This is a genomic window from Microbulbifer aestuariivivens, from assembly GCF_039545115.1.
Classification (GTDB): Bacteria; Pseudomonadota; Gammaproteobacteria; order Pseudomonadales; family Cellvibrionaceae; genus Microbulbifer; species Microbulbifer aestuariivivens.
The window spans coordinates 91997-112667 of the sequence record NZ_BAABRT010000004.1 but is presented as its reverse complement, the minus strand read 5'-3'; the positions used below and the strand labels follow the sequence as shown (position 1 = coordinate 112667).

At 60.4% G+C, this 20671-nt stretch carries 18 protein-coding genes; 5 read left to right on the top strand and 13 right to left on the bottom strand.

Annotated features, from left to right (window positions below):
- Window positions 1-13: 13 nt before the first annotated feature.
- From ABEA58_RS03750 to ABEA58_RS03700, 11 genes are all read right to left on the bottom strand, one after another.
- Window positions 14-682: a hypothetical protein gene (locus ABEA58_RS03750; RefSeq protein WP_345548988.1), complete on the bottom strand. Its 669-nt coding sequence runs from the start codon at window positions 680-682 to the stop codon at window positions 14-16.
- Between the two features lie 130 nt (window positions 683-812).
- On the bottom strand, window positions 813-1502 hold the full coding sequence (locus ABEA58_RS03745) for a hypothetical protein (RefSeq protein WP_345548986.1): 690 nt from the start codon (window positions 1500-1502) through the stop codon (window positions 813-815).
- Window positions 1503-1527: 25 nt separating this feature from the next.
- Window positions 1528-2532 (bottom strand): vWA domain-containing protein, encoded by a 1005-nt coding sequence (locus ABEA58_RS03740; RefSeq protein ID WP_345548985.1) that lies wholly within the window; start codon window positions 2530-2532, stop codon window positions 1528-1530.
- Window positions 2529-3611 carry a VWA domain-containing protein gene (locus ABEA58_RS03735; RefSeq protein ID WP_345548984.1) on the bottom strand — a complete coding sequence of 361 codons (1083 nt, stop codon included), beginning with the start codon at window positions 3609-3611 and terminating at the stop codon, window positions 2529-2531. The genes ABEA58_RS03740 and ABEA58_RS03735 overlap by 4 nt, the downstream gene beginning before the upstream one ends.
- Window positions 3601-4905, bottom strand: coding sequence for a hypothetical protein (locus tag ABEA58_RS03730; protein ID WP_345548982.1), 1305 nt, complete (start codon window positions 4903-4905; stop codon window positions 3601-3603). The genes ABEA58_RS03735 and ABEA58_RS03730 overlap by 11 nt, the downstream gene beginning before the upstream one ends.
- Before the next feature lie 96 nt (window positions 4906-5001).
- Window positions 5002-5796, bottom strand: coding sequence for a MotA/TolQ/ExbB proton channel family protein (locus ABEA58_RS03725; protein WP_345548980.1), 795 nt, complete (start codon window positions 5794-5796; stop codon window positions 5002-5004).
- Between the two features lie 121 nt (window positions 5797-5917).
- Entirely contained in the window at window positions 5918-6262 is a 345-nt protein-coding gene (locus ABEA58_RS03720) for a hypothetical protein (protein ID WP_345548978.1), read from the bottom strand.
- 66 nt (window positions 6263-6328) lie between these two features.
- The gene (locus ABEA58_RS03715) at window positions 6329-8419 is read right to left on the bottom strand and encodes a PEGA domain-containing protein (RefSeq protein WP_345548976.1); all 2091 of its coding nucleotides are present in this window, start codon (window positions 8417-8419) and stop codon (window positions 6329-6331) included.
- A gap of 322 nt (window positions 8420-8741) precedes the next feature.
- The gene (locus ABEA58_RS03710; protein WP_345548974.1) at window positions 8742-10310 is read right to left on the bottom strand and encodes a tetratricopeptide repeat protein; all 1569 of its coding nucleotides are present in this window, start codon (window positions 10308-10310) and stop codon (window positions 8742-8744) included.
- A gap of 66 nt (window positions 10311-10376) precedes the next feature.
- Window positions 10377-11600 carry a hypothetical protein gene (locus ABEA58_RS03705; RefSeq protein ID WP_345548972.1) on the bottom strand — a complete coding sequence of 408 codons (1224 nt, stop codon included), beginning with the start codon at window positions 11598-11600 and terminating at the stop codon, window positions 10377-10379.
- Between the two features lie 17 nt (window positions 11601-11617).
- Window positions 11618-12367, bottom strand: coding sequence for a hypothetical protein (locus ABEA58_RS03700; RefSeq protein ID WP_345548970.1), 750 nt, complete (start codon window positions 12365-12367; stop codon window positions 11618-11620).
- On the opposite strand from ABEA58_RS03700, the gene ABEA58_RS03695 reads away from it, so the two are divergent.
- Complete coding sequence (locus ABEA58_RS03695; protein ID WP_345548968.1) at window positions 12342-12902, top strand: hypothetical protein; 561 nt, start codon at window positions 12342-12344, stop codon at window positions 12900-12902. The genes ABEA58_RS03700 and ABEA58_RS03695 overlap by 26 nt on opposite strands.
- Before the next feature lie 153 nt (window positions 12903-13055).
- On the opposite strand, the gene ABEA58_RS03690 is transcribed toward ABEA58_RS03695, so the two are convergent.
- On the bottom strand, window positions 13056-14360 hold the full coding sequence (locus ABEA58_RS03690; RefSeq protein ID WP_345548966.1) for a hypothetical protein: 1305 nt from the start codon (window positions 14358-14360) through the stop codon (window positions 13056-13058).
- Window positions 14361-15003: 643 nt separating this feature from the next.
- Between ABEA58_RS03690 and ABEA58_RS03685 the strand changes: the two genes are divergently transcribed.
- Window positions 15004-16071 carry a branched-chain amino acid aminotransferase gene (locus ABEA58_RS03685; RefSeq protein ID WP_345548964.1) on the top strand — a complete coding sequence of 356 codons (1068 nt, stop codon included), beginning with the start codon at window positions 15004-15006 and terminating at the stop codon, window positions 16069-16071.
- A gap of 471 nt (window positions 16072-16542) precedes the next feature.
- On the top strand, window positions 16543-17139 hold the full coding sequence (locus tag ABEA58_RS03675; RefSeq protein ID WP_345548960.1) for a Yip1 family protein: 597 nt from the start codon (window positions 16543-16545) through the stop codon (window positions 17137-17139).
- 201 nt (window positions 17140-17340) lie between these two features.
- Here the strand turns inward: ABEA58_RS03675 and ABEA58_RS03670 are convergent, their stop codons facing one another.
- On the bottom strand, window positions 17341-17973 hold the full coding sequence (locus ABEA58_RS03670; RefSeq protein ID WP_345548958.1) for a hypothetical protein: 633 nt from the start codon (window positions 17971-17973) through the stop codon (window positions 17341-17343).
- Between the two features lie 221 nt (window positions 17974-18194).
- Between ABEA58_RS03670 and ABEA58_RS03665 the strand changes: the two genes are divergently transcribed.
- Together ABEA58_RS03665 and ABEA58_RS03660 are read left to right on the top strand one after the other, a co-directional pair.
- The gene (locus ABEA58_RS03665; RefSeq protein WP_345548956.1) at window positions 18195-19505 is read left to right on the top strand and encodes a parallel beta-helix domain-containing protein; all 1311 of its coding nucleotides are present in this window, start codon (window positions 18195-18197) and stop codon (window positions 19503-19505) included.
- The gene (locus ABEA58_RS03660) at window positions 19498-20661 is read left to right on the top strand and encodes an SO2930 family diheme c-type cytochrome (protein WP_345548954.1); all 1164 of its coding nucleotides are present in this window, start codon (window positions 19498-19500) and stop codon (window positions 20659-20661) included. The genes ABEA58_RS03665 and ABEA58_RS03660 overlap by 8 nt, the downstream gene beginning before the upstream one ends.
- Window positions 20662-20671: the final 10 nt, after the last annotated feature.

The window sequence follows — 20671 nt, the reverse complement described above, 5'->3', positions numbered from 1 at the left end:
GGTCCTTCCCTCCCTAGGACTTTTGTTTGTTGGCCTCAGCGGGCAGTAAAAATTCCTGCAGTTGCAGGGCCATGCCCTTGCAGGCGTTGTTTTGCACCCGCGCAATCAGGGGAATGGGTATCACAATGGCGGGCATGTATGACGTGCCCTTGGCGTCGGCGCTGAGTTTTCCGGAGAGTTCGCGGTCGCGGAAATCCCACACCGAGGCCTCGTAATCGGACTCCTTGTCCCAGGTGCCAAAACCAAAGCAGCCGGCACCGCCGGTGCCGATGGAGCAGCCGATGGAGCCGGCGCTGGCGGTGGTTTCGGTGGAACCATCGATCCAGATGATGTATTTCACCCCGTAGGCATCGAGTCGTTCACGCAGCTCCTTGTTTTCCATCACGCGGTCCAGAGAGCGCAGGTGCATGGGGGCGGTGCGTGGTTCGAACCACGGATACATGGCGTCGACAAACTTTTTTTCCGGAATGATGTTCACGCCGGCATCGGGGTTGTGCAGCTGCCTGCCCACGCAATCGATCAGGTCTGGCTCTGTCTCGTAGTCGCTGGAATGTCTGCGGCCGAGGATGACGACGCTGTCGCCCTGAGCCAGTTCGCCATCGCTGCGCCGATACTCGTCGATAACCACGGTGGTGCAACCACTGAGCAGCACCAGCGCAAAAGCAAATAGAGTTCTAAGCACAGCAACCTCCTGTTAAATGGTTCGCCCCCGCAGCGCTATCGCCCGGGGGCCTGGGTGCCGGCGAGCTTCTGACTGCCGGCAGGGGCGGGCCGCGCTTCGCCACCCGCAGAGTCGCGCACTATCCCACCGGCTATTCCACCGGTGCCTCGACCGCACTGGCGGTGTCGGTTGGCGACGGGATTTTTTCCAGGGCGATAGCCCGCCGTTTTTCCTCCAGCAGTGCCTGCAGTTCCGGCACCATGGCAAAGCCGGTGAAGAGCGTGGCGCCCGCGTCTCTCAGTGCGACATTGATCGCCTGCGCGAGAGCGGCCTCGCGGGACTTGAGAAAGGCGGTCGGTGTTTTGCCGTAGGCGGTGATCACCCAATTGGCGACAGCGTCGCCATTGGGGGCATAGGCCTGCATGTCGTACTTGATCCACACCTCGAAGATATTGACCCGGGTTTCGCGGGGCATGGTGAATTGCAGTTCGCGTACCTCCGGCACGATCACCAGTTCCACATCGCCAGGCAGGTTGTCGGGGTACTGGCCCAGGGGAACTGTCTCGACGAACATGGACCCGAGCACTGTCTCAAACAGGTTCTCCTGTGCGCGGCCGGTGCTGATGTTCCACTCCTCCCGGTCCTCACTGTCCTCGTGATAGGTGAACTCGCGGAAATCCTCACTGAGGTAAACGCCGACTTTAAGAGGGTGCTGCGGTCCCACTGGCTGGGGAAACTCCCCGTCTACCTGGACCGTATGCGTGCAGCCGCCAAGTAGCAGCAGTAATGAGGCGAGGGCTATTCGCACTGCCGAGAGAAATCTGTTCCTGCTGTTAGCCATAATCAGCTCCTGAGCTGGCCATTTGCTAGCGGAAATCGTTGAGGCCGACGAAGGTGCCACCATTGCGATAGGTTAATTCCCGCATCAGTGCTGCAAAGCGTAGACCGGTGGTCTGCAGGTGTGGGGGGCGGGAGAACTGGATTGGGAAGCCGATGGCGTGAATGCGCACGTTACGCTTGCCCTCACCGTGCTGGGCGTTGACGCGATCCACCGCCAGCATGACCTGCCGAATCGATTTGCCGGTAAATTCATCCCCGAGAACATAGATACTGATTTTCTTGTTGGGATCGTAAAAACTGCGTACGGCCTTCTGGATACCTTCCACCGGGCTGGAATTACTGAACGGGTTCCAGGAGCGCAGTCTCTTCAGGATCGCATCACGGCGCCCCGGGGTATCCGGTATCCACTTGCTGCGATAGTTGGAGAACATATAGTCCCCCATGTCGTTCATCACCTGAATGCCTTTGACGTTGGGATAGAGGTTCAGCGTGTTGACCATCTCGTTCATCATCCGGTCCCAGCCGTAGTTGAACATGCTGCCGGAGGTGTCGATGATGAACAGGATATATTCACTGTCGACGGGAATGCCGCCGATGACATTGTTCTTGCGCTGGTAGTTCTCGCCCAGCAGGCGGCGCATTTCCGCGGTCATCGATTGCAGGGCGACGGTCAGCTCGCCGCGGATTTTGCCTTCCTCTGATTCGCCTTCGGTCATGCGCGCAAACTGGGTCTGCAATGTGTCCAGCTCTCCCTTGAGGATGGCGATGCGCTGGCGTTCGATGTCGAGTTGCTCCCGCTTTGCGTTCAGGTCCCGGTTCAGCACGGTGGTTTCGCCGCGAATTTCGGCCAGCTGCTGTTGCAGCTCCTGCACCTGCCCGTCGAGATCCAGTTCCGCCTCTTCGAGAATGATGGGTGAGGTGGTCTTGGCGATCATCAACAGCAGTACGATGGCGCCGAAGCCACAGCAGATGACATCGAGAAACGAGATGCTGAATTCTTCCTGTTGCCTTTTGTTGCGGTTGCGTCTCATGGCCAGTCTCTCGAAGGTGCCAGGAAGGAGCCCCGGGTTTCCATGGCGAGTTTCCAGAATTCGCTGGCGGCATAGGGGTCGCCTTCCATGGGCGCCAGGATGACGTTCACCGGCACGTTTTGCGGCAGTACCTTGACCGCGCGCTTGAACAGGTCGAGGCGCTGTTTGCCGGAAATCGTGTTGCCGCGGGGCTTTTTCATGCCCTGCGTGGGCAGGCCGTCGGTGATCAGGATGATATTGTCCGGCAGTGGACTCATGCCGTTGACGCCGTTAAATACCCGTTCGAGGCTGGTGCCGCCCTCCGGCACAACTTCGCCGAGTTTTTTGATGGCCTGGTCCATCTGCTCCCGGTCGTCCACGTTCAGCCAGCGGCTCTCAGTGCCCGGTATGACGGCGCTAAAGCCTGTGTTGAAAGTGAAGATCTGGTACTGACTGTTCTGCGGGAACTGGGCGGTGAGCCATGACACCGTGGTAATGGCGCGCTGCCACTTTTCGGTTTCACGCTTGACCCGCGATGACATATTGCGCGCGCGGATGACCTTGATCAGCTCGTCGCCGAGCATACTGGCGGAGGCGTCGACAAGAATCAGGATGCGATCGCCACCCAGGCGCAGGCCGGTGAGGTACTGCCGATCCCCTTCGCCGACAAATTTGCGCACGTTATTGCCGAGTTTTTTATTTTCAGCCTCCAGTTCTTTTTTGGCCTGCTCGAGTTTTTGCAGTTTTTCCTGCAGGCGCTTGATGTCCTGCTCCTCGGTGTTGCTGTCTATCTCGGCGATATTGCCCTTGATCTCATCAATCTGTTCCAGGATGCGCCGGGCCAGCCCCTGGGCATCCGCCAGTTCATCGCTGGTGACATCGAGGGTGTTCCGCGCCAGCACCAGATGCTCGCGGCCGAAAGCCACCTCCTCCTGCAGCAGGTTGACCTCGGCGGCGAGCTCGGGGTTTTCCACCTGTATGTCCTGATCGGAGCCGTGGCGGATGATCAAAAAGATCAGCGCCACAGCGCCGAAGCCGCAGGACATGATGTCGAGAAATGAGAGGCTGAAGGCGGAAAAACGCCTTTTTCTACGCGCCATAACGCTCCACACAGATTGCGGTAATGACGTCGTCCAGATCCGCCGCGCCGATCCGGTCGCCGGCGGCGAGGGTGACCGGCGTGGAGATCTCCTGGCCGTTCAGCATCAGCCGCGCGCCGGCATCCACGCGCAGCGCCAGCCGGCCCGCGTGACTGGTAACGGTGCCGGCGGGATGCTCTGGCGGAGTTGGTGTGATGTTGAGTTTACCTTCCTGCCAGCTGACAAACAGTGGCTGCTGGGCGGCCAGCGCCCGGTGGCCGAATAACAGGTGGGTGGCGGCCGCTTCGGCGGCGCTGTTGACCTGTACCGCCACTTCGCTTGGGGGCGCGGCGTCGAGCATATTGACCAGTGGCAGGGCTTCTGAAGAGCTGTATATCTGCTCCCAGCGGCCGGCCACCGCCTGTGCCACGCAGTTGTGCGGCAGCAGGTGAATACGCTCGGCGAGCTGAGCCCCGGCGGGGATTTCTGCCCAGCGGTGGGAGACAAACACAATGCTGGTGGGATCGGAAAGATTGTCGATCAGTGCCCGCACGCGGGAAAGGATCGGTGTGCTGGCATCCTGCAATTGGCGCAGGGTGACCTTGGCGGTGCGGTCCTCCATTTCCGCCATGACTTCACCACCGCGCATGGCGCGGTTGACCCACTGGGGCATGAGGTCATAGAGCTGCTGCTCCGCCTCGGCCGAGTGCAGAGGGTCGAAACGGCACTGCATGATAAAAGCGTCGGTAAATACCCGCGCCCAGGCGTCCTGAAAATTCTGCAGACCGGCGTCGTTGACCGTTTCGGCGATGTCCAGCACCGCCTGTTCGTGGACCGCCACGCGGCTCACCAGTGTCTGCTGGCGCTGCAGCTCTACGTGCAGGTGGACTCCGCGAGGTGCGCTGCTACTGATGCAGGCGGTGGCGGAATCCACCAGGCCCACGGCGTTGATGGGGCTCTCCTTGATGATCCCCAGCAGCAGCGCGAGCTGCTCGCGAGTGAAATTACCGGGCACCGCCAGGGCCAGCTGCTCTGGCAGGTCGCAGTGTTCGGCCACTTCCCGCAGGTGGCAGTAAGCCAGGTCGGCATGGTGGCGACAGCTGGCGTTGCTGGATTTCAGTGTCTCCAGGCTGAGGCGACGCCAGAACTGGTTGTTGACCTGTGTCGGGTGGCTGCGCGCACGCATCTGCGCGGCAGTGCCCACCAGTATCTTGTTGGGCTGAACCACGGCCACACCGGGACTTTCGAGAATCTCATCGGTGCCGGTAAATACCCGCAGTCCGCAGTCGTTGATTTCAAGGACACCTTGTCCCATAGGGGATTCCTCTTTTCTCTCATGCGCCCGGGGCGGGTTTACCGCGCTGCGGGCTCAGCGCTGTTCTGGGCCAGGTTGTATTACCTGCGGCGTTGCTCAGCTGACTTTCAGGAAGCGCAGCAGGTTGTTGTCGCAATAGTTCTGAGTGTCCAGTACCAGCCGTTCCTGCATCAGTTGCAGCTGGTGGGTAAAAAACATGATTACGATGCTGATGACCAGCGCGATAAATGTGGAGTTGAAGGCTACGCCGAGGCTGACTGTTACCCCCGCGATATCGCCTTCCACAGCGCGGTGCGCCTGCGAGAGCGCCTCGCCGATGCCGCGCACGGTGCCGATAAAGCCAATCGACGGAATGGCCCAGGTGATGTAGCGCACCATGGCGAGCTCCGAATCCAGTCGGTCGCCCTCGGTTTCACAGACTTCTTTTACCGAGTTTGACACCGCAGCGACGTTCTTGGTGGAGGCAAAGCGCTGCAGTGCGGTCAGCAGCGCGCGCGGCAGCAGGTAGCTGCGCTCTTCTTCCGGCAGCGCCTGAATCGGTCGCGAGAGGTCGCGCGCGTCCTCCGGCAGGATCGGGGTGCCCTCGCTGACATTGAGCAGCGCCTTATCCAGCAGTTTGCGCTCGCGCATGCTGCGCTGTGCCTTGAGACCCATGATCGCCATGGCCCAGAGCATCAGTACGAAGCAGGCCTCCTGCTCGTAGTCGCGCATGACGATATACAGTGAGCGCTGCTGGATATAGGTTTCGCCGGCGGCTTCGCGTGCCAGCTGTTCTTCGATCAAGGCGTCGGCATTGGGGCGAATGACGGCCACATAGACCGCATGCACGAGGATGACCGCTGCCAGCAGGGCGAACAGCTGGAAGACAAAATCGGATGACTTGAGTTTCATAGTGCTTCTCGCTCAGTTACCGGGGTGGCCGATCGGCTCCGCCCTGTAGTTTTTCTTCGTTAATGCCTTCGCTTACGAGGTTGTTTTCCGGGCCGCCTTCTACGCGGTAAAACTGCCGCGCCTAAATATCCACCGGGAAGGAGACCGACAGGTCTTCGGAGATTTCTTCCGAGGCCTCATAGTCGTCGGCACCGCTGCTGTCGTCAGTGGATTTTTCCCCAATCTGGGCAACCTGTACCGGTGCTTGCTGCTCTGTGCTTTTTTCCCGGCGGCTGTCTGTGCGACTTATATCGAGATTCTCTGAGCTGCGCCCGGTTTTGTTCTCGGTGCTGCCCGCGTCGGTTTCCTGGCCGCTCGCCATTCCGCTGGCCAGCGCGAAGGTGGTACACAGCAGAAACGCGAGCAGAGCGTTTTTTGGCGTCGCCAACAGGGCTGCGCGGGTTTGCTGGTGAAAATGGGTTTTCATTGCGCTCCTGCCACTCATGCCGAGTTTTCCAGTTCTGCCAATTTGATATTGCTTCACAGTTGTCTCCTAGTTGACCCAGCGCGCCACGCGGAAGCCCACATCGTTGCGCGGCTCGGCACCGTAATCCCGATAGGAAAGTCTCAGCTCGGTAAGACCGGAGTGGCGCCAGCTGGAGCCGCGAATTACGTGATAGTCCCCATCCTGGGGGCCCGTCGGGTTTTCTTCCCGGCGCAGGGAGAGTCCGGTGCCGATGGTGTACAGGTCGTGAATCCACTCCGAGACATTGCCGCCGAGGTCGTAGAGACCCAGTGAGTTTGGCTGGTAGCTGGCCACCGGCGCCGTGGCGGCATAGCGGTCGGTATAAGTGCGCAGCACTGCGGGAACCAGCTGTGCCGCATTGTTATCGGCGAAGTTGCCGGAATTTTTCTGCACTGGCAGCTCATCGCCCCAGGGGAATTTTTTCATGCTGCCGGCCTCGTAACGGGCAGCCCAGGCCCATTCGGTCTCGGTGGGCATGCGATAGCCATTGGCGCTGGTATCGAACCCCACTACACGATCGCCCTCGGTGCGGTAGACGGGCCTGAGTCCGTCGCGGCCGCTGAGCCAGTTGCAGAACAGGGCCGCATCCGTCCAGCTGATATTCACAACCGGCAGATTGTCGTTATCCAGGCTGACGCCATTGACATGGCTTGAGGTGTGCATGCGCTTAAAGCGGCGGAACTCGCGGTTGGTGACTTCCGTCGTGCCTATGTAGAAAGGCCGGGTCAATGCGACCTGGCGCAGGACCTCATTGGCGCGGCGACCCTGCTCACGCCGTGAAGAGCCCATGGTGAACTCTGCATTGGGGCGCATCAGCAGCATGCGCCCGCCGGCGCCGTGGGTGAATTCCGCAGGCACCTGGCTCCAGCGGGCTTCCTCGGCGGTGAGCAGCACCGCGCGGATGCTCTGCTCCAGTCTGGCGCTGGGCACTATGGTGGTCTCGTAGTCTTCGAAGCCCTCTTTGCGCACGACGATGCGGTGACTGCGGGCGGGCAGGGTGAAAGTCTCGCCGGCGGCGCCCGCCAGGCGTCCGTCGATATAAACCGCCGCATTGGCGGGGTTGCTGGTAATCCGGACTCTGCCGAACACCGCGGAGAGGTCGATGCTGAGCTGGCGCTCGACGCCGGCGCCGATATCAATGGTGCGCTCTACCGCTGAATAGCCATCCTTGAAAAGGCGCACTCGGTGGGCGGTGCCGGGCTCCAGTTCTACGTCCATGGGCGTGCGCCCGCGGAATTCACCATTTACGGTGATGCTGGCGCCTGATGGGGTGCTGGCGAGGCGCAGGATGCCATCTGCCGCGGCGAGATCAACCGACGCCAGTACCTGGTCCACACCAGCGGTAACCGCCACCGGTATCCTGGCGGTTTTATGCTGAGGCTTGGATATCTCGACGATGCGATCACCCTGAATCAGTTGGGCGGTCAACGGGGTTGTGCCCAGTACTTCGCCCTCAACAGTTACGGTTGCCCCGGCCGGGTTACTGCTGATGCGGACATCGGCCCAGGCGGGGCGCAGTTTGGCCTGTAGACGCTGGGTGTTATCCAGGCCCTGAATGTCGATTTCCCGGGTAAACGGCAAGTAGCGGTCGGTGAGAATGGTGACCCGCTTGCGCCCTGCGGGAATATTTCTGGCCAGCCCCTGGCTGCTTTCCACCTCGGCGCCATCGATAAGAACGCGCACGGCCACAGGCGGATCGCTGAGCACCTGCAGATGCCCCGGCAATCGCTCAAGTTTTACCGCGTGGCGGCTGTTCTTATCGCCTGAGACGGAAACTTCACCGCTCTTTGGCAGGTAGCCGGTAGCGCTTACCGTATATTTATACTCGCCCGGCAGGACCAGGTGCCCGTCCCCCAGCGGGAGGGCAAAGCCACTTACGCGGACGTCTGCATCGACGGGTTGGGTTTCGATGATGAGGGATCGGGAGACAAGCAGGTAAACCAGTATCAGCAGGCCGAGCAGCATGCCTCCGGCAATGATCAATGCGCGAGGAGAAAACAGCAGGCGCCGCGCGCGGTCTTCTACCTGAACGGGGGTGAAGCCGACGGGCTGAATGACCGGAAAATCATCGTCTGCGCGATCGCCATCACGGACTGGTACCGCTTCCTTCGCTGTCATTTATGCATTCCTGTTACTGCGCACTTATCTGAATTATCGCAATGGCGGCAGCAGCTGCCGCGCTCAGGGGACTACCTAGCGGAAATCTTATTTCCGCGCTCTACAGCTTAGTCCGCAACCCCGCCCGGCATAGCGGTCGCCTGATCCTTTGGTGCAAAAAGCCTCTTTTTGCGGACACCGGCGTCGCCATTTCGTTCAGCATCTGGTGGCGATAATTCCCAGCCCTGTATAAGCGCCATCGGTTTACCGGCAGTGCGGAGGCCCGATGGTTTCAACAGCGGCCTGATGCTTGGATCGGAATTTCTGGTAACGGTTCTTTGGTTCAGCTGTTATTGGCACTGTTTATTTTTTCTGCACACCGGATTACAACCACTGGCGGCTCCTCACCTGGCACCACGGTAAATTCACGCCGCACATCGCGATAGCCGGCACGGGTGCCCACGGCGGTATAGCGGCCCGGCTTAAGGGGGATTTCTCTTTCGCTGAAATTACCCAGCCGACCGACATGGTAAATAGTGACCAGGGTCGTGGCGTCAGACTGCAGTTTGACCGGGACAGGAATCACCGCCTGGGTGAGCGCTGTCTCCAGTGACTCGATCTGTTGCTGCAGCTTTGGAGAGTCAGCGCGAATTGCGCGGGCGTCTTTTAATACCGTGCGGGCGTATTGGTTTTGCTGTCTGCCGCCGAGTGACAGTGGATCGTCCAGCAGTTCGGACAGCCGATCATCCAGCTCCGCTCTGGCATCGGCCCGCGCCTTTCCGGTGATGGCGGCAACCAGGCTCCTGTCTATTTCCAGCAGCTGTTCATAGCTCTTTGCCGCTGAATGCCAGTCTTCCGAGGACTCCTGTTGGCGCGCCCGGGAAAAAAGGCGGTCGATTCGAGTCTGGGTCAGCCCGCTTTTGGCCTGCTGTAGGCCGATGGCCGGGTCTTCCTCGTGGGGCTTCAGTTTTTCTGCGTTGCGAAAAGCTTCCAGTGCCGCGGCAAAATCCCCCTCTCCGATGGCGGCGTAACCCGCTGACATGGCCGCGCTGTAGTCGCGGTCGTTGATCGCAGCGAGCACCTGGGGCAGTAGAGATTGGGCGGGGCGTGTTTGGGCGTCCACCGCCAGCGATTGCTGCAGAGCGTCCCGCGCGGTATCCAGGTCCTGTTCGGCGAATGCCTGCTTGCCACGGGAAAAATGCTGCCAGGCCTGTGGCAGTAGCTCCGCTCTGGCTTTGCCTTTTACGCCCCGGGGGTGATCCTCGGAGATCGTCAGCACCAGGTCGAATGCCCGCTGTGCGCCTTCTGCATCGCCGCTGTCGAGGGCGTCGTTACCCTCAGCCAGATGTTGTTCAATTCGCTCGGGGATGCTGTCGCGGATTTTCTGCAGGGCCTGTTTGGAGGACCGGTACAGTTCCAGTGCCTGCATAAATTTCCGCTGCCGGTAGGTGGTGTCGGCTTCCTCTGCCAGGCCTCGCGCACTGCCGAACTCCTCCGCTGCCCAGACATCCACCTGCCGCTCGCGCAGCTCTTCCTGCAGGACCAGTATCTCCTGCAGGATTTTTTGTACTTCACGGCGCTGTTGCGCGATTTCCGCGTCGCTGAATGGCGATGCCTTGATGGTTGCGGCGGGAGCGCCGGCAGCAGAATCCTGTGCGCCACCGGGGGAGGCAATGGGGGGCTGTGTTGCGGGTTTCTCGACGACTTGGGGCAAAAGCCAGAAGACGCCGATCAGCCCGAAAACCAGTGCGGTGCCAATTGCCAGCGGGCGGTAATCGCGGTCGCTGTGTTCGGTTTTCGGGCCGGCAGTTTTGCGATGCGCTGGGCGCTGCGGCTGCTCGGCGCCGCCGAAACTGAAATCTGCGGGACGGATAGCGCCCTTGTCATCCGGACTCTGGTCGCGGTGTTGCATAGTGTTTCCGCAATGTCGTGGTTATTGTTCCCGGGTACCCAGCGGCGGCGTGCTCCGCTGTGCCGGTCAGATGCTGCCGTCGAGATCGCCGGTCTCGGCCTGATAAATCTCTCGCAGCAACTCGCGCCACTGGCGGTACTGGTTCTCCACTGTGCCACTCAAGGTGATCGTGCGGTCTTCCAGTTCGACAATTTGTGGCTCGACCTCGGCCTGCATGGAATCTCCCAGTTCCTGCAGTGCCTCGATGTGCATTTTCGCTTCGCTGCGACGGTCAAATCCGCTTTTTACCAGATAGCCACCGCCGGCCACGGCGACATTGGCGGCCTGGCGCGCGGCGCCGCCACCGGCACCGGCCGCAGCGATACCACCGACGATGGCCGCAGCGCCCATGATGGTGTGGTTGCGGGCTTTGCGTTTCAGCTCGCGCATTTGCTGCACTTCCTCAAAACTCAGCGCTCGCCACTCCTGATAGGGCGCCTCCATGGATTTGACGAAGGTCCCGTAGTAACTCTGCAGGGTGTCTACAAACAGGTAGTCACGCTCGCGAATACGCCGCACACGCTGCAACATGGGGTCATTTTCCGCGGGCAGTGCGTTCAGCTGGTAGATGCCGTCTTCGGTGCTACTGAGGTAGCGGGAGAAGGCGTCGGGCGAGAAGCTGCGGGCAAACTTGATTTCCGAAATCGTGCGCAGCTCGGCAATGTACTGGTCGGAGAGTTGCTGGCGGTAGACCAGCATGTCGTTGGCGATGCGGTTGTACAGGCCCTGGAACGCATCCCCCTCGGTGGGATGTTTGCGGTCATAGGCGTAGTGCGAGGCTTTCTCGCTGTATTCCTTGGTGAACCAGCGCTGGCCGCGGGAATCCCTCACCGTCACTTCCAGCGTGAGCGTTTCGCCATCGGACTGCAGGATGCGGCCGCTGACGGTCACATCGATATTGGTGCGCTCACTGGGGATTACGCGCACGGCGCCCCAGCCCTGACTCGATTGCAGTGACTCGGAAAGGGTCACGGCGATATAGCGGGACTCAGCCTGGCGCAGCTCGGGGAACACCAGATCCTCCTCGCTGACCTCGGCGGTGTCGAGACCGGGATCGAACTGGACGATCCCCACGTCCAGAAGTCTGTCCTCCGCGATGGCCGTATCCTCGACGGTGAGCGGGGTATAGGCCGTGGTGCGCACCTCGGTCGAGGCGCAGCCATATAGCGTCAGGGCGGCGAGCAGCGCCATGGCGCGACCGAGTGCGCGGATTAAGCCGGTTTGCGACGGGTTTGCGTTCAGTGACTGCATTGGGTTTCCCTGCGCGATTACTGCTGCGCTTTCTTGTATTTCCGATATTCCTCCCAGAGCTTCTCACGAAGTTCCGGGTCCGATTCCCGCATGGCGGCTTCGCGGATCTGCCGCGCCACGACATCGTCGTCATCCCCCTGGGGAATGTCGGCGGGAACCACAGCCGTGGCTCCTGCGTGATCATACTCACCCCTGCGGCCTGCGGTGGGCATGCCCGGGCCGGTGGCCTGGCCGCTGGAGTTGTTCTGCTCGGGGCCGTCTCCTCCATTGCCTCCCGGGGGCTGGGGAATTTCTGCCTCGGCGGACTCGATCAGGTCCTCCAGGGATTCGCCCGGAGGTGGCTCGTCCATGTTTTCGGTTTCTTCCTCCACGGCGCGGCGGTTGCGCACGTAATCGCGCTCGCGCAGGATCATGCCGTCGTAGCTGGCCATGGTGGCTTCAAATTCACCTTCCAGCTGCTCTACGCGCTCGGCGGAAGTGGGTGGGGCCTCGTTGGGTGCGCTGCCACCGCTGGCCGGTGCGCCAGAAGCACTGCTGGCAGAGGCGGCGCTGCTGCTTGAGGAGCTGCTACTGGACGCACTGCTGGAGGACGAGCTGCTAGAGGATGATGCGGCCTGTTCCTCTTCGGAAAAATCGATCTCGTCCGGTGGTTCTCCCTCGCTGTTGGTGGAGGGGTCCGGGGGCATATTGCTCTCCTCCGGGCGGCGATCGGATTCGCTGTAGGCCGGCGAAGAGGGCTGATTGTTGCGCGCACTCGGGTCTGGCATCGAATCGCTGGCGGAGCTCTGGCGTTGGCTTTGCTCCTCCCCGCTGTTGGCGGCGGTGCTCGCATCGGGGCTGGACTCACGGCCGGATTCAACCGAGGGCATACTGGTGTTTGCGCGGCTGTCGCTGCTGCCGGGCATGCTCTGGCTCGACGACGAGGGCGAGCTGGGGGAGGGCATGCTGCTGGCGGTCTGCGGCTGGCTCTTGCTGCGGCTCGAAGAGGCGCTGCTGGAGCTTGGTTGCGACTGCGACGGCGAGCTGGAGGACGGCGGTGACTGTGATGGCTGCGCCGGCGGCTGCTGCTGGGTCTGCTGGCTTTTGCAGCCGCCAACGACAGCGCTCAACACCAGTACCGACGCCAGCGTGCGCCAACCCAGTGTGCGCCCCGCAGGTGCCCGATGCGCCGATTTTTGTACTGCTATCCGTAGAGTCATTGTTCTCTCCTGGGACCCGGGTTCGGCCCGGGCAGATGTCGTGCCTGTGTGTGCGGCGGCAGTCCCGTTGCGGCTTTCCCGCTACGGGACCAAACACGGCTAAAGGCGCCGCTCCACAGCGCACAGCGCCGGGCATTGCCCGGCCTGAGTCTGGTTGCTTCCACGCCCTGTCTCCGACCTATGGTCTTCGACAGCACCTGTTATCCGTGGTTTGGCTGTCTTTGAGAATGGGCGTGAAAATCGCGCTCTTTATCTTTCAGTCGAATACGAACCTTTGCACGATGCCTGTCGTCTCCACCGGTTCGCCATTTTCGAAGCGGGGCCGGAACTTGGCGCGCTTCAGTACGTTGCGAACCTTGGAGCTCATGGCGACGCTGTCCGCGGGTCGCGCATGCAGTATCTCGATATTGCGCACCTTGCCAAAGGCGGTGACATCATAGGATACCGTCACATAGGACTCGGCCATTCCGGGGTTTTCCTCATCGAGCATGGGCAGTGCCGGCAGGGCCGCGGGCCGGCCGAATATGGCGTCGATTTCCTGATTGGTGGCGCCATTATCCCAGAGCGCCTGATAGGCCTCGCCATAGGTTTCCCTGGCGGAATGCCATTTGTTGAACATCATATACCAGTCACCCAGCTCCACTTTGGCCATGGCGGACGCGGCCGGAGGTGAGTGCGGGTTCTTCTGGTAGACATCGACGATCCGGGCGATGGCCTGCCTGCCGGAGCTGAAACTTTTCAGTCGGTAGTGGTCCAGCTTGTTGCGCTGCGCCGACTCCATATCCGGGGCGCCGCCAAAGCTGGTGTTGATCACCACCGCCTGCTGGGGTTCCCCGCTGTAGGTGGCGAGATAGTAATTGGTGGCCTTGAGTCCGCGCAGGGCTTCCACCAGGCGCAGGTCATTGGCGCCGAAATTCTGAGTGATGATGTCCACTGCCAGACTGTAGAGGTCTGTGGCGCTGATCAGGTGTTCGAACAGCGTGCCGCCTTTCTCCTCTTTATAGGCCTGCAGGTGCCAGCGGCTGAGGTTGTCGATCACTGGCAGCATACGGGGGTCGCTCTCACCGTAGTTGCGCGTGTGCAGCCAGTAGAGATACTGCTGGTTGTCGTTGGCGTCTTCCCACTGGTTGAGGGCGATCTGGCTCTCGATCATGCGCTCGATCATGGGCACCTGATTGAGGGAGTAGAGTCCCTCGTTGACCCGGTTGATCAGCATGGCGCGGCGGAATTCGCTGATGGCTTCGTCGTGGGCGCCATTGCGCTGCAGGGCCGTCGCCAGCCCCACCAGCTGTTCATCGATGCCCGCGCCGTAGGCGCCGTGCCGCGCCTCCAGTTCCTCTATCTGTTCGCGATAGCTGTCGACCACATCAGAGGGTTGTAGCTGGCGCCTGGCCAGTTGCAAGGGCCTGGACGCGGCTTCAAGGTAGGCGGGAGGTGGAGCGCTGGATTCTGTCACGGATGGGGCCTGAATGACTTCCGCGCAGGCGTTGCCACACAGCAGAGCTGTGGCTGTAAACATCAAGCCGATAGCAATGTCTTTGCTGATTTCTGTCTGTGTCACGATTGAACCACTTCTGTTCCATGTTTTGCTTCACCCGTCCCCGAGGCTTCTGCGGCCAGGAGTCGAGCACTTACCCCGCTTTGGCGCTGGCGCCGTGCGGATTTTCTCTCCCTGAAGTGTGGTTCTCTCAATCCCTGACAGTGCCCGGAGTGCTTTAGATCCGGAATAGGATGCGGCGGAAGGTGGATCAGCGCGCCGTGTCCTCTATTGGCGCCCAGTCCCTGTTATTAGGCACCCTGACAAAATCAGTATAGCCAACGGGGTATTCCTGCCGGGCAGCCTCGGCGATGAAATTCGCCTTTGCCGGTGGTTTTCTTATGGGTTCATTTACGTTGTCACTCCTTCAATCGGTTTAGCAGTCCCCGGGTCTTGGGCGATGGCGCATGGTTTCAATATCAGGAAATCGGCGCCAATATTTTTGTGCTCAGGTTAATACATTGGTATGCGGGTGCAAGTTGCGCCGGACTTTCGTGCGACAGCATGGCCGCGCAGCGGCGCTGCAGCGTCAGCGAGATGATCATCCTAATGCCGGGGTCAATTTAATGTGCAGGGTGCGCATTTTTCGACTTGTGTGGTGAAAACATTTGGAGGGATTGTCCCCAAGCGCCATAATCAGCGCAGAGGATAATGAGGAGAAATTAAGGTGACGGTATCCATTGATCCCGCAGTGGCGGCGAGTCTTCGAGGGTTTGAAGTGCCGGAGAAGTTGGGGTTTGGCAGTGTGATGGCGCCGGCGATGTTTCGCGCCAGGTGTCAGGATGGCGTCTGGAGCGGCGGCGAACTGGTGCCCTATGCTCCCCTGACTCTGGACCCGGCCGCCAAGGTGCTGCATTACGCCCAGTCCTGTTTCGAGGGCATGAAAGCCTACCGCACTGCCGATGGCATCGCCCTGTTCCGGCCTGATCGCAACGCCCGACGCATGGCCTACTCTGCCGAGCGCCTGTGCATGCCCGCGGTACCGGAATCACTCTTTATGGAGGGCGTGACTACCGTCACCGCATACTGCGCCAATCTGGTGCCGGCCAATAGCGGTGAATCCCTGTACCTGCGTCCGTTCCTCATTGGTACCCAGCCGGACCTGTCCGTCTCTGCCAGCACATCTTACGAGTTCTATGTGATCGCCAGTCCCTCTGAGGCCTATCACGCTGGCAATATGCGGGTCTGGGTGGAGCGCGAAGATGCCCGCGCCGCCGTTGGCGGCACCGGTGACGCCAAAGTGGGAGGTAACTACGCGGCATCCCTGCAGAGTATCGCTCGGCTGAAAAAGCGTGGCTTCGACCAGTCCCTGTGGCTGAACCCGGGCAACCGCCATACGGTGGATGAACTTTCCGGAATGAATTTTTTCGCGGTGATGGATGGTGAGCTTCACACGCCGGCTTTGAACGGCGCCATTCTTGAGGGTGTCACCCGGGACTCGCTGCTGACACTGGCGCGCCAGCTGGGTTATACGGTGCATGAGCGGCCGATCGATATCGATGACCTGCTGCAACTGGTGAGCTCCGGCACCTGTAGCGAGGCATTTGCCTGCGGTACCGCGGCCATCGTAAGCCCAATCAGCGTGATGGGGGACGGCGATGCGGTTTATGAACTCTCCGCAGCTCCCGGCCCGGTTGCCGAGCGGCTGCGCGCTGCCCTGCTGGATATTCAGGAGGGTAGAGCCGAAGACCCGTTTGGCTGGATGGTGCCGGTTGAGATAACCGATCTCGATTGAGTTCTGCCGGCGCCGCGATCCTCCGGCGCCGCGCCAGTTCGCTCTAGGTGTGGGGGTGGGCGTTATTGCTCGCACTTGTGTATGGGTGAATGCACGCGTTAACGCACCCATCACCGCACCCACCAACGCATCCTCCAGCGCACCCACCAACGCACCCACCAACGCACCCACCAACGCACCCACCAACGCACCCACCAACGCCCCACGGGGCCGCGGCGATCCGGGTTGATCGGTAGCATCCTCTCTCAGGCCATTGTTCCCAGCGGAAACGTCGATAAGGCCTTGTGCGACAATTCCCCGCAGCCCGTTGACTCCCCCCGGTAAGCTGCGACAAGCTGAAAATGCAAAATAAAAAAGCTGGAACTTCGGGAATGGCCCCAGTGGTATTCCTCACTTTGACGCGTAGTCTCCAGATCAATTTGAGCAAATAGGTCTCGCCCGCGGTTCCTCGCACAGCGTGAGGAAAACAGGATGTTGAGCCATATGTTCGGACTGCTGGTACAGCCTAGGAGGCAGTGGCAGCAAATTGGTAACCTGTCGGAAAAGAATCTGCGCCGACAGATCCCCTATGTGATCGTGCTGGCTTTGTTGCCGGCTCTGGCCTGGTACTTCGGAACGACTGAAGTGGGCTGGTCCATCGGCGACGGCAACACGCGCCGGATCACCCACGAGAGCGCGCTGTCTCTGGTGGCCGTGTTTTACGTAACGATGGTTATCGCCGTGATGGCCATTGGCTATTTTATTCACTGGATGGCGAAAACCTATGGGGCAAAGACTTATCCCATGAAGGGCATGGTGATCGCCGGTTTTACCGCAACGCCGATTTTTCTGGCGGGTGTTGCCGGTTTCTATCCGGTTCTGTGGCTGGATATTCTACTGGCGACACTGGCGGTCGCCTATGCGATATACCTGCTCTACATGGGGATACCGATTGTGATGGGCGTCTCCGAGGAGCGTGGGTTCCTGTTTGCCAGCGCCATTGTGACTGCATCCCTGGTGGTGGCGGTGATGGTGATGGTGGGGACGGTGTTGTTCTGGAGTTTTGTGACGGCCCCCGTATTCCACTAGCGGCTCGTCACATCGAAGCCGGTTGTCAAAAGCCAGAAGCCAGTGGGGCAGGGCGGTTTGCCGCCCACCCCGCATCTGTCAACTTGTCATCACTCGCTTGTAATCATCGGTTCTCGGCTCTCGGCTCTGCTGCGAATTTTATTGCGCGTGGTGCGTGGTGCGTGGTGCGTGGTGCGTGAGTGTGGAGTATCCGTGCGGGCCTCAGCCCTCTTCGATCTCTGTGCTGCCGGCATCCGCCTGTTGAGCGGCCTGTTCCCGGGTGTGCTCCTGTGTCTGCATTGCGCCACCTGTGCCGTTTGTGCCGATTTCCAGTCGCGACGGGTCGCTGTCGCCTGGCTCGCGGTTGCTCGGCTCGTAGTGGAGTTCCACCGCGTAGCCGCTGGGCAGCTGGAAGCGCTGCGATTGTGTGCGGCCTCGCTCCAGCGTTATTTCGCCGAGAGCATGCACAACGGTTTTTGGGGCCGAGTCAAAACAGTGGACCTGCATCGCGGCAATATTCACATCTTCGCTCACTACAGAATACTGCAACAGTTGCAGGCGCAGCTGCGTGTCATCCGCCGTCAACCGGAAACCGGGGCCACTGGCCAGGTCAACTCGATATTTGACCGCACCCCAGGCGCTGTCACAGCGGATCGCACTGTACTGGCGGGTGTTGCCCATGCCAACCAGCGCCTCCGAGTCATCGTTTTCCAGCGTGGTTGCCAGTTCCCGCAGGGACTGGAACTGCTCGCCGTCAGGGGTGGTAATGGCAACCTTCAGGGTTTCCCCGGCAAATGCCCCGTGAGCGAAGGCAAAGAGCGTCAGTATCGAGAGGGTCAGTGTGCGAATGCGCATGGTTTTCTGTTCTCACCGGCTGTCGGCATGACACTACCGTGGCGGCGCGGTCCCGGCAAGCGAGCGCCTTGCCGGGGGATGGGGGATTGGATAGTATCGAACGACTGTCTGCCGGCTGGTTTGTTTTTCGCCAGCCAATTGGTACAAGCGTACATATTAGGTGTCCGGTAAGCCTCGAGGGCCGGACGCTGAACCAATAATTCGAATAAAAGGATGACTTCATGAAGAACTCTGCGTATCTCGGCGTGGTACTGGCGGCGCTGCTGGCCGCGGGTTGCTCCGAGAAGCCCGACACCGAGGTGGCTGCCGCTAATCAGGAGCAGGCGGCGACCTTCCAGAAAGACTTGCTCAAGCGCCTGATCTCGGCCAAGCCCGGCGATGTTATTGAGTTGCCAGAGGGCACCTTCCCAATCAATCGCAGCCTGTCGTTGAATGTGGATGGTGTGACTGTTCGCGGTGCGGGTATGGACAAGACCATTCTCTCCTTCAAGGACCAGATTCAGGGCGCCGAGGGAATGCTGGTCAGCGCCAATGATTTCACCATCGAGGATCTCGCCATTGAGGACACCATCGGTGATGCCCTCAAGGTCAATGAGGGGGAGAACATTGTCATCCGCAATATCCGTGTCGAGTGGACCAATGGACCCGCCACGGAAAACGGTGCCTACGGTATTTATCCGGTGCAGACGCAAAACACCCTGATTGAGGGGAGTGTGGCGATTGGTGCGTCCGACGCGGGTATCTATGTGGGGCAGTCCCGCAACGTCATCGTGCGCAACAACCGTGCCGAGTACAACGTCGCCGGCATCGAAATTGAAAACACCATCGGCGCCGATGTCTATGACAACGTGTCCACCAACAACACCGGCGGCATCCTGGTGTTCAATATGCCCAACCTGCCTCAACCGGGCCACAGCACCCGGGTTTACGACAACCGCGTCTTTTCCAACAATGTCGAAAACTTTGGCCATGAAGGCACGCCGGTGGCGGCTGTGCCCGCAGGCTCCGGCATCGTGATTAACTCCAACGATAATGTGGAGATTTTCAATAACGAGATCGCCGATAACAATACCGCGAACATCATTGTCAGCAGCTACTACACCGCGGGTTACTACTCGGACAAGTCCACCCAGGAAGCTTTCGACCCCTACCCGGAAGGTATCTACATCTACGATAACCAGTTCACCGGTGGCGGCAGTTCGCCTGATCACCTGGAATTGAAGGCGCTGAAGCTGGCCAAGTTTGGCCTCAGCGGCAGCCTGCCGGACATTCTCTGGGACGGTGTGGTCAACGCCGACAAACTGGTCGATGGTGAACTGCCGCAGGCTTTGAGACTCTGCATCGACAATGGCGATGCCGGCATCATCAATGTTGATGCCTCCAACGATTTCAAGAATATCTCTACCGATATTGCCGGGCATCGGTGCCAGCTGGAAAAGCTGCCGCAAATCGTGCTGGATTTTGAGCAGCCGGCTGAACCTGCTGAAGCCATTGAGAGCGGCGTGGTACAACTCGAGGCGGAAGATGCGTAATCAGTTCTGGGGCCTGGTGCTGGCCCCCGTTTTCGCGGCCGCCCTGGGTGGCTGCGAGGCACCGAGAGATCAGATTCAACAGTCGGTGACGCTATTCGAGCGCGACGCCGTGCCCGATACCTTGAGTGCCTGGCACCTGGTGGAGGCAATTGACGGCGAGTTGTCCCTGAATGATGGCGTGGTGCCCTACGACTTGAACACCGCCCTTTTTACCGACTACGCCCACAAGCTGCGCACGGTCTGGATGCCGGCGGGCACTTCCGCCAGTTACGGCCAGGAAGATTTTGATTACCCGGTGGGTACCGTCATTACCAAAACTTTCTATTACCCGAAGGATGCAGAGGGCAATACCGCGGCTGTGCTGCGCACCGATGATTACAGTCGCGATTATGTGGCCGGTAAGGTTGGCGAAGCGCTGGATCTGGAAAACGTGCGCCTGATGGAAACCCGGGTACTGGTTAAGCGCGCGGATGGCTGGCAGGCGCTGCCCTATGTATGGAATGCCGAACAGACCGATGCGGTGCTGGAAATCGCCGGTGATGCGGCCCGCCTGCAACTGGCCGGTGAGCGCGGTGACGTTACCGCCTTTACCTATGTGGTGCCCGATGCGAACCAGTGTGCCGGTTGCCATGCCGACAATCACACCAACAAGGCCATTATGCCCCTCGGCCCCCGGGCACGGCATCTGAACAAGCACTACACCTATGCCGGTGGCGCCGAGAACCAGCTGTTGCACTGGCAACAGGTCGGTTACCTGAGCGGCTTGCCGGAGTTGGCCGACATTCCAAAAAACGTGCATTTTCAGGATGCCAGTGCGCCACTGGAAGAGCGGGCCCGCAGCTACCTCGATATCAATTGTGGCCACTGCCACAACCCGTCCGGCGCGGCCGACACGTCCGGTTTGATGCTGCACCACCTGGAACAGGATCAGCGCAAGCTGGGCCTGTGCAAGCCGCCGGTGGCGGCGGGCACCGGCAGCGGAAATCGCCTGTTCGCCATCGTGCCCGGCGAGCCGGAGGCGTCGATTCTCAACTTCCGTGTGGAGACCACCAACCCCGGCGCCATGATGCCGGAACTCGGCAGGAGTTTGCAGGACGAGAAGGGGGCCGCACTGCTGCGTGAATGGGTGGCAAGCATGCCCGGCAGCTGCTCCTGATTGAAGTGGG

Excerpts from the sequence above, each read along its gene's own strand:
- ABEA58_RS03745 (WP_345548986.1), bottom strand. The coding sequence starts at position 1,502 with ATGGCTAACAGCAGGAACAGATTTCTCTCGGCAGTGCGAATAGCCCTC.
- ABEA58_RS03740 (WP_345548985.1), bottom strand. The coding sequence starts at position 2,532 with ATGAGACGCAACCGCAACAAAAGGCAACAGGAAGAATTCAGCATCTCG.
- ABEA58_RS03735 (WP_345548984.1), bottom strand. The coding sequence starts at position 3,611 with ATGGCGCGTAGAAAAAGGCGTTTTTCCGCCTTCAGCCTCTCATTTCTC.
- ABEA58_RS03730 (WP_345548982.1), bottom strand. The coding sequence starts at position 4,905 with ATGGGACAAGGTGTCCTTGAAATCAACGACTGCGGACTGCGGGTATTT.
- ABEA58_RS03725 (WP_345548980.1), bottom strand. The coding sequence starts at position 5,796 with ATGAAACTCAAGTCATCCGATTTTGTCTTCCAGCTGTTCGCCCTGCTG.
- ABEA58_RS03720 (WP_345548978.1), bottom strand. The coding sequence starts at position 6,262 with ATGAAAACCCATTTTCACCAGCAAACCCGCGCAGCCCTGTTGGCGACG.
- ABEA58_RS03715 (WP_345548976.1), bottom strand. The coding sequence starts at position 8,419 with ATGACAGCGAAGGAAGCGGTACCAGTCCGTGATGGCGATCGCGCAGAC.
- ABEA58_RS03710 (WP_345548974.1), bottom strand. The coding sequence starts at position 10,310 with ATGCAACACCGCGACCAGAGTCCGGATGACAAGGGCGCTATCCGTCCC.
- ABEA58_RS03705 (WP_345548972.1), bottom strand. The coding sequence starts at position 11,600 with ATGCAGTCACTGAACGCAAACCCGTCGCAAACCGGCTTAATCCGCGCA.
- ABEA58_RS03700 (WP_345548970.1), bottom strand. The coding sequence starts at position 12,367 with ATGCCAGACCCGAGTGCGCGCAACAATCAGCCCTCTTCGCCGGCCTAC.
- ABEA58_RS03675 (WP_345548960.1), top strand. The coding sequence starts at position 16,543 with ATGTTGAGCCATATGTTCGGACTGCTGGTACAGCCTAGGAGGCAGTGG.
- ABEA58_RS03670 (WP_345548958.1), bottom strand. The coding sequence starts at position 17,973 with ATGCGCATTCGCACACTGACCCTCTCGATACTGACGCTCTTTGCCTTC.
- ABEA58_RS03665 (WP_345548956.1), top strand. The coding sequence starts at position 18,195 with ATGAAGAACTCTGCGTATCTCGGCGTGGTACTGGCGGCGCTGCTGGCC.
- ABEA58_RS03660 (WP_345548954.1), top strand. The coding sequence starts at position 19,498 with ATGCGTAATCAGTTCTGGGGCCTGGTGCTGGCCCCCGTTTTCGCGGCC.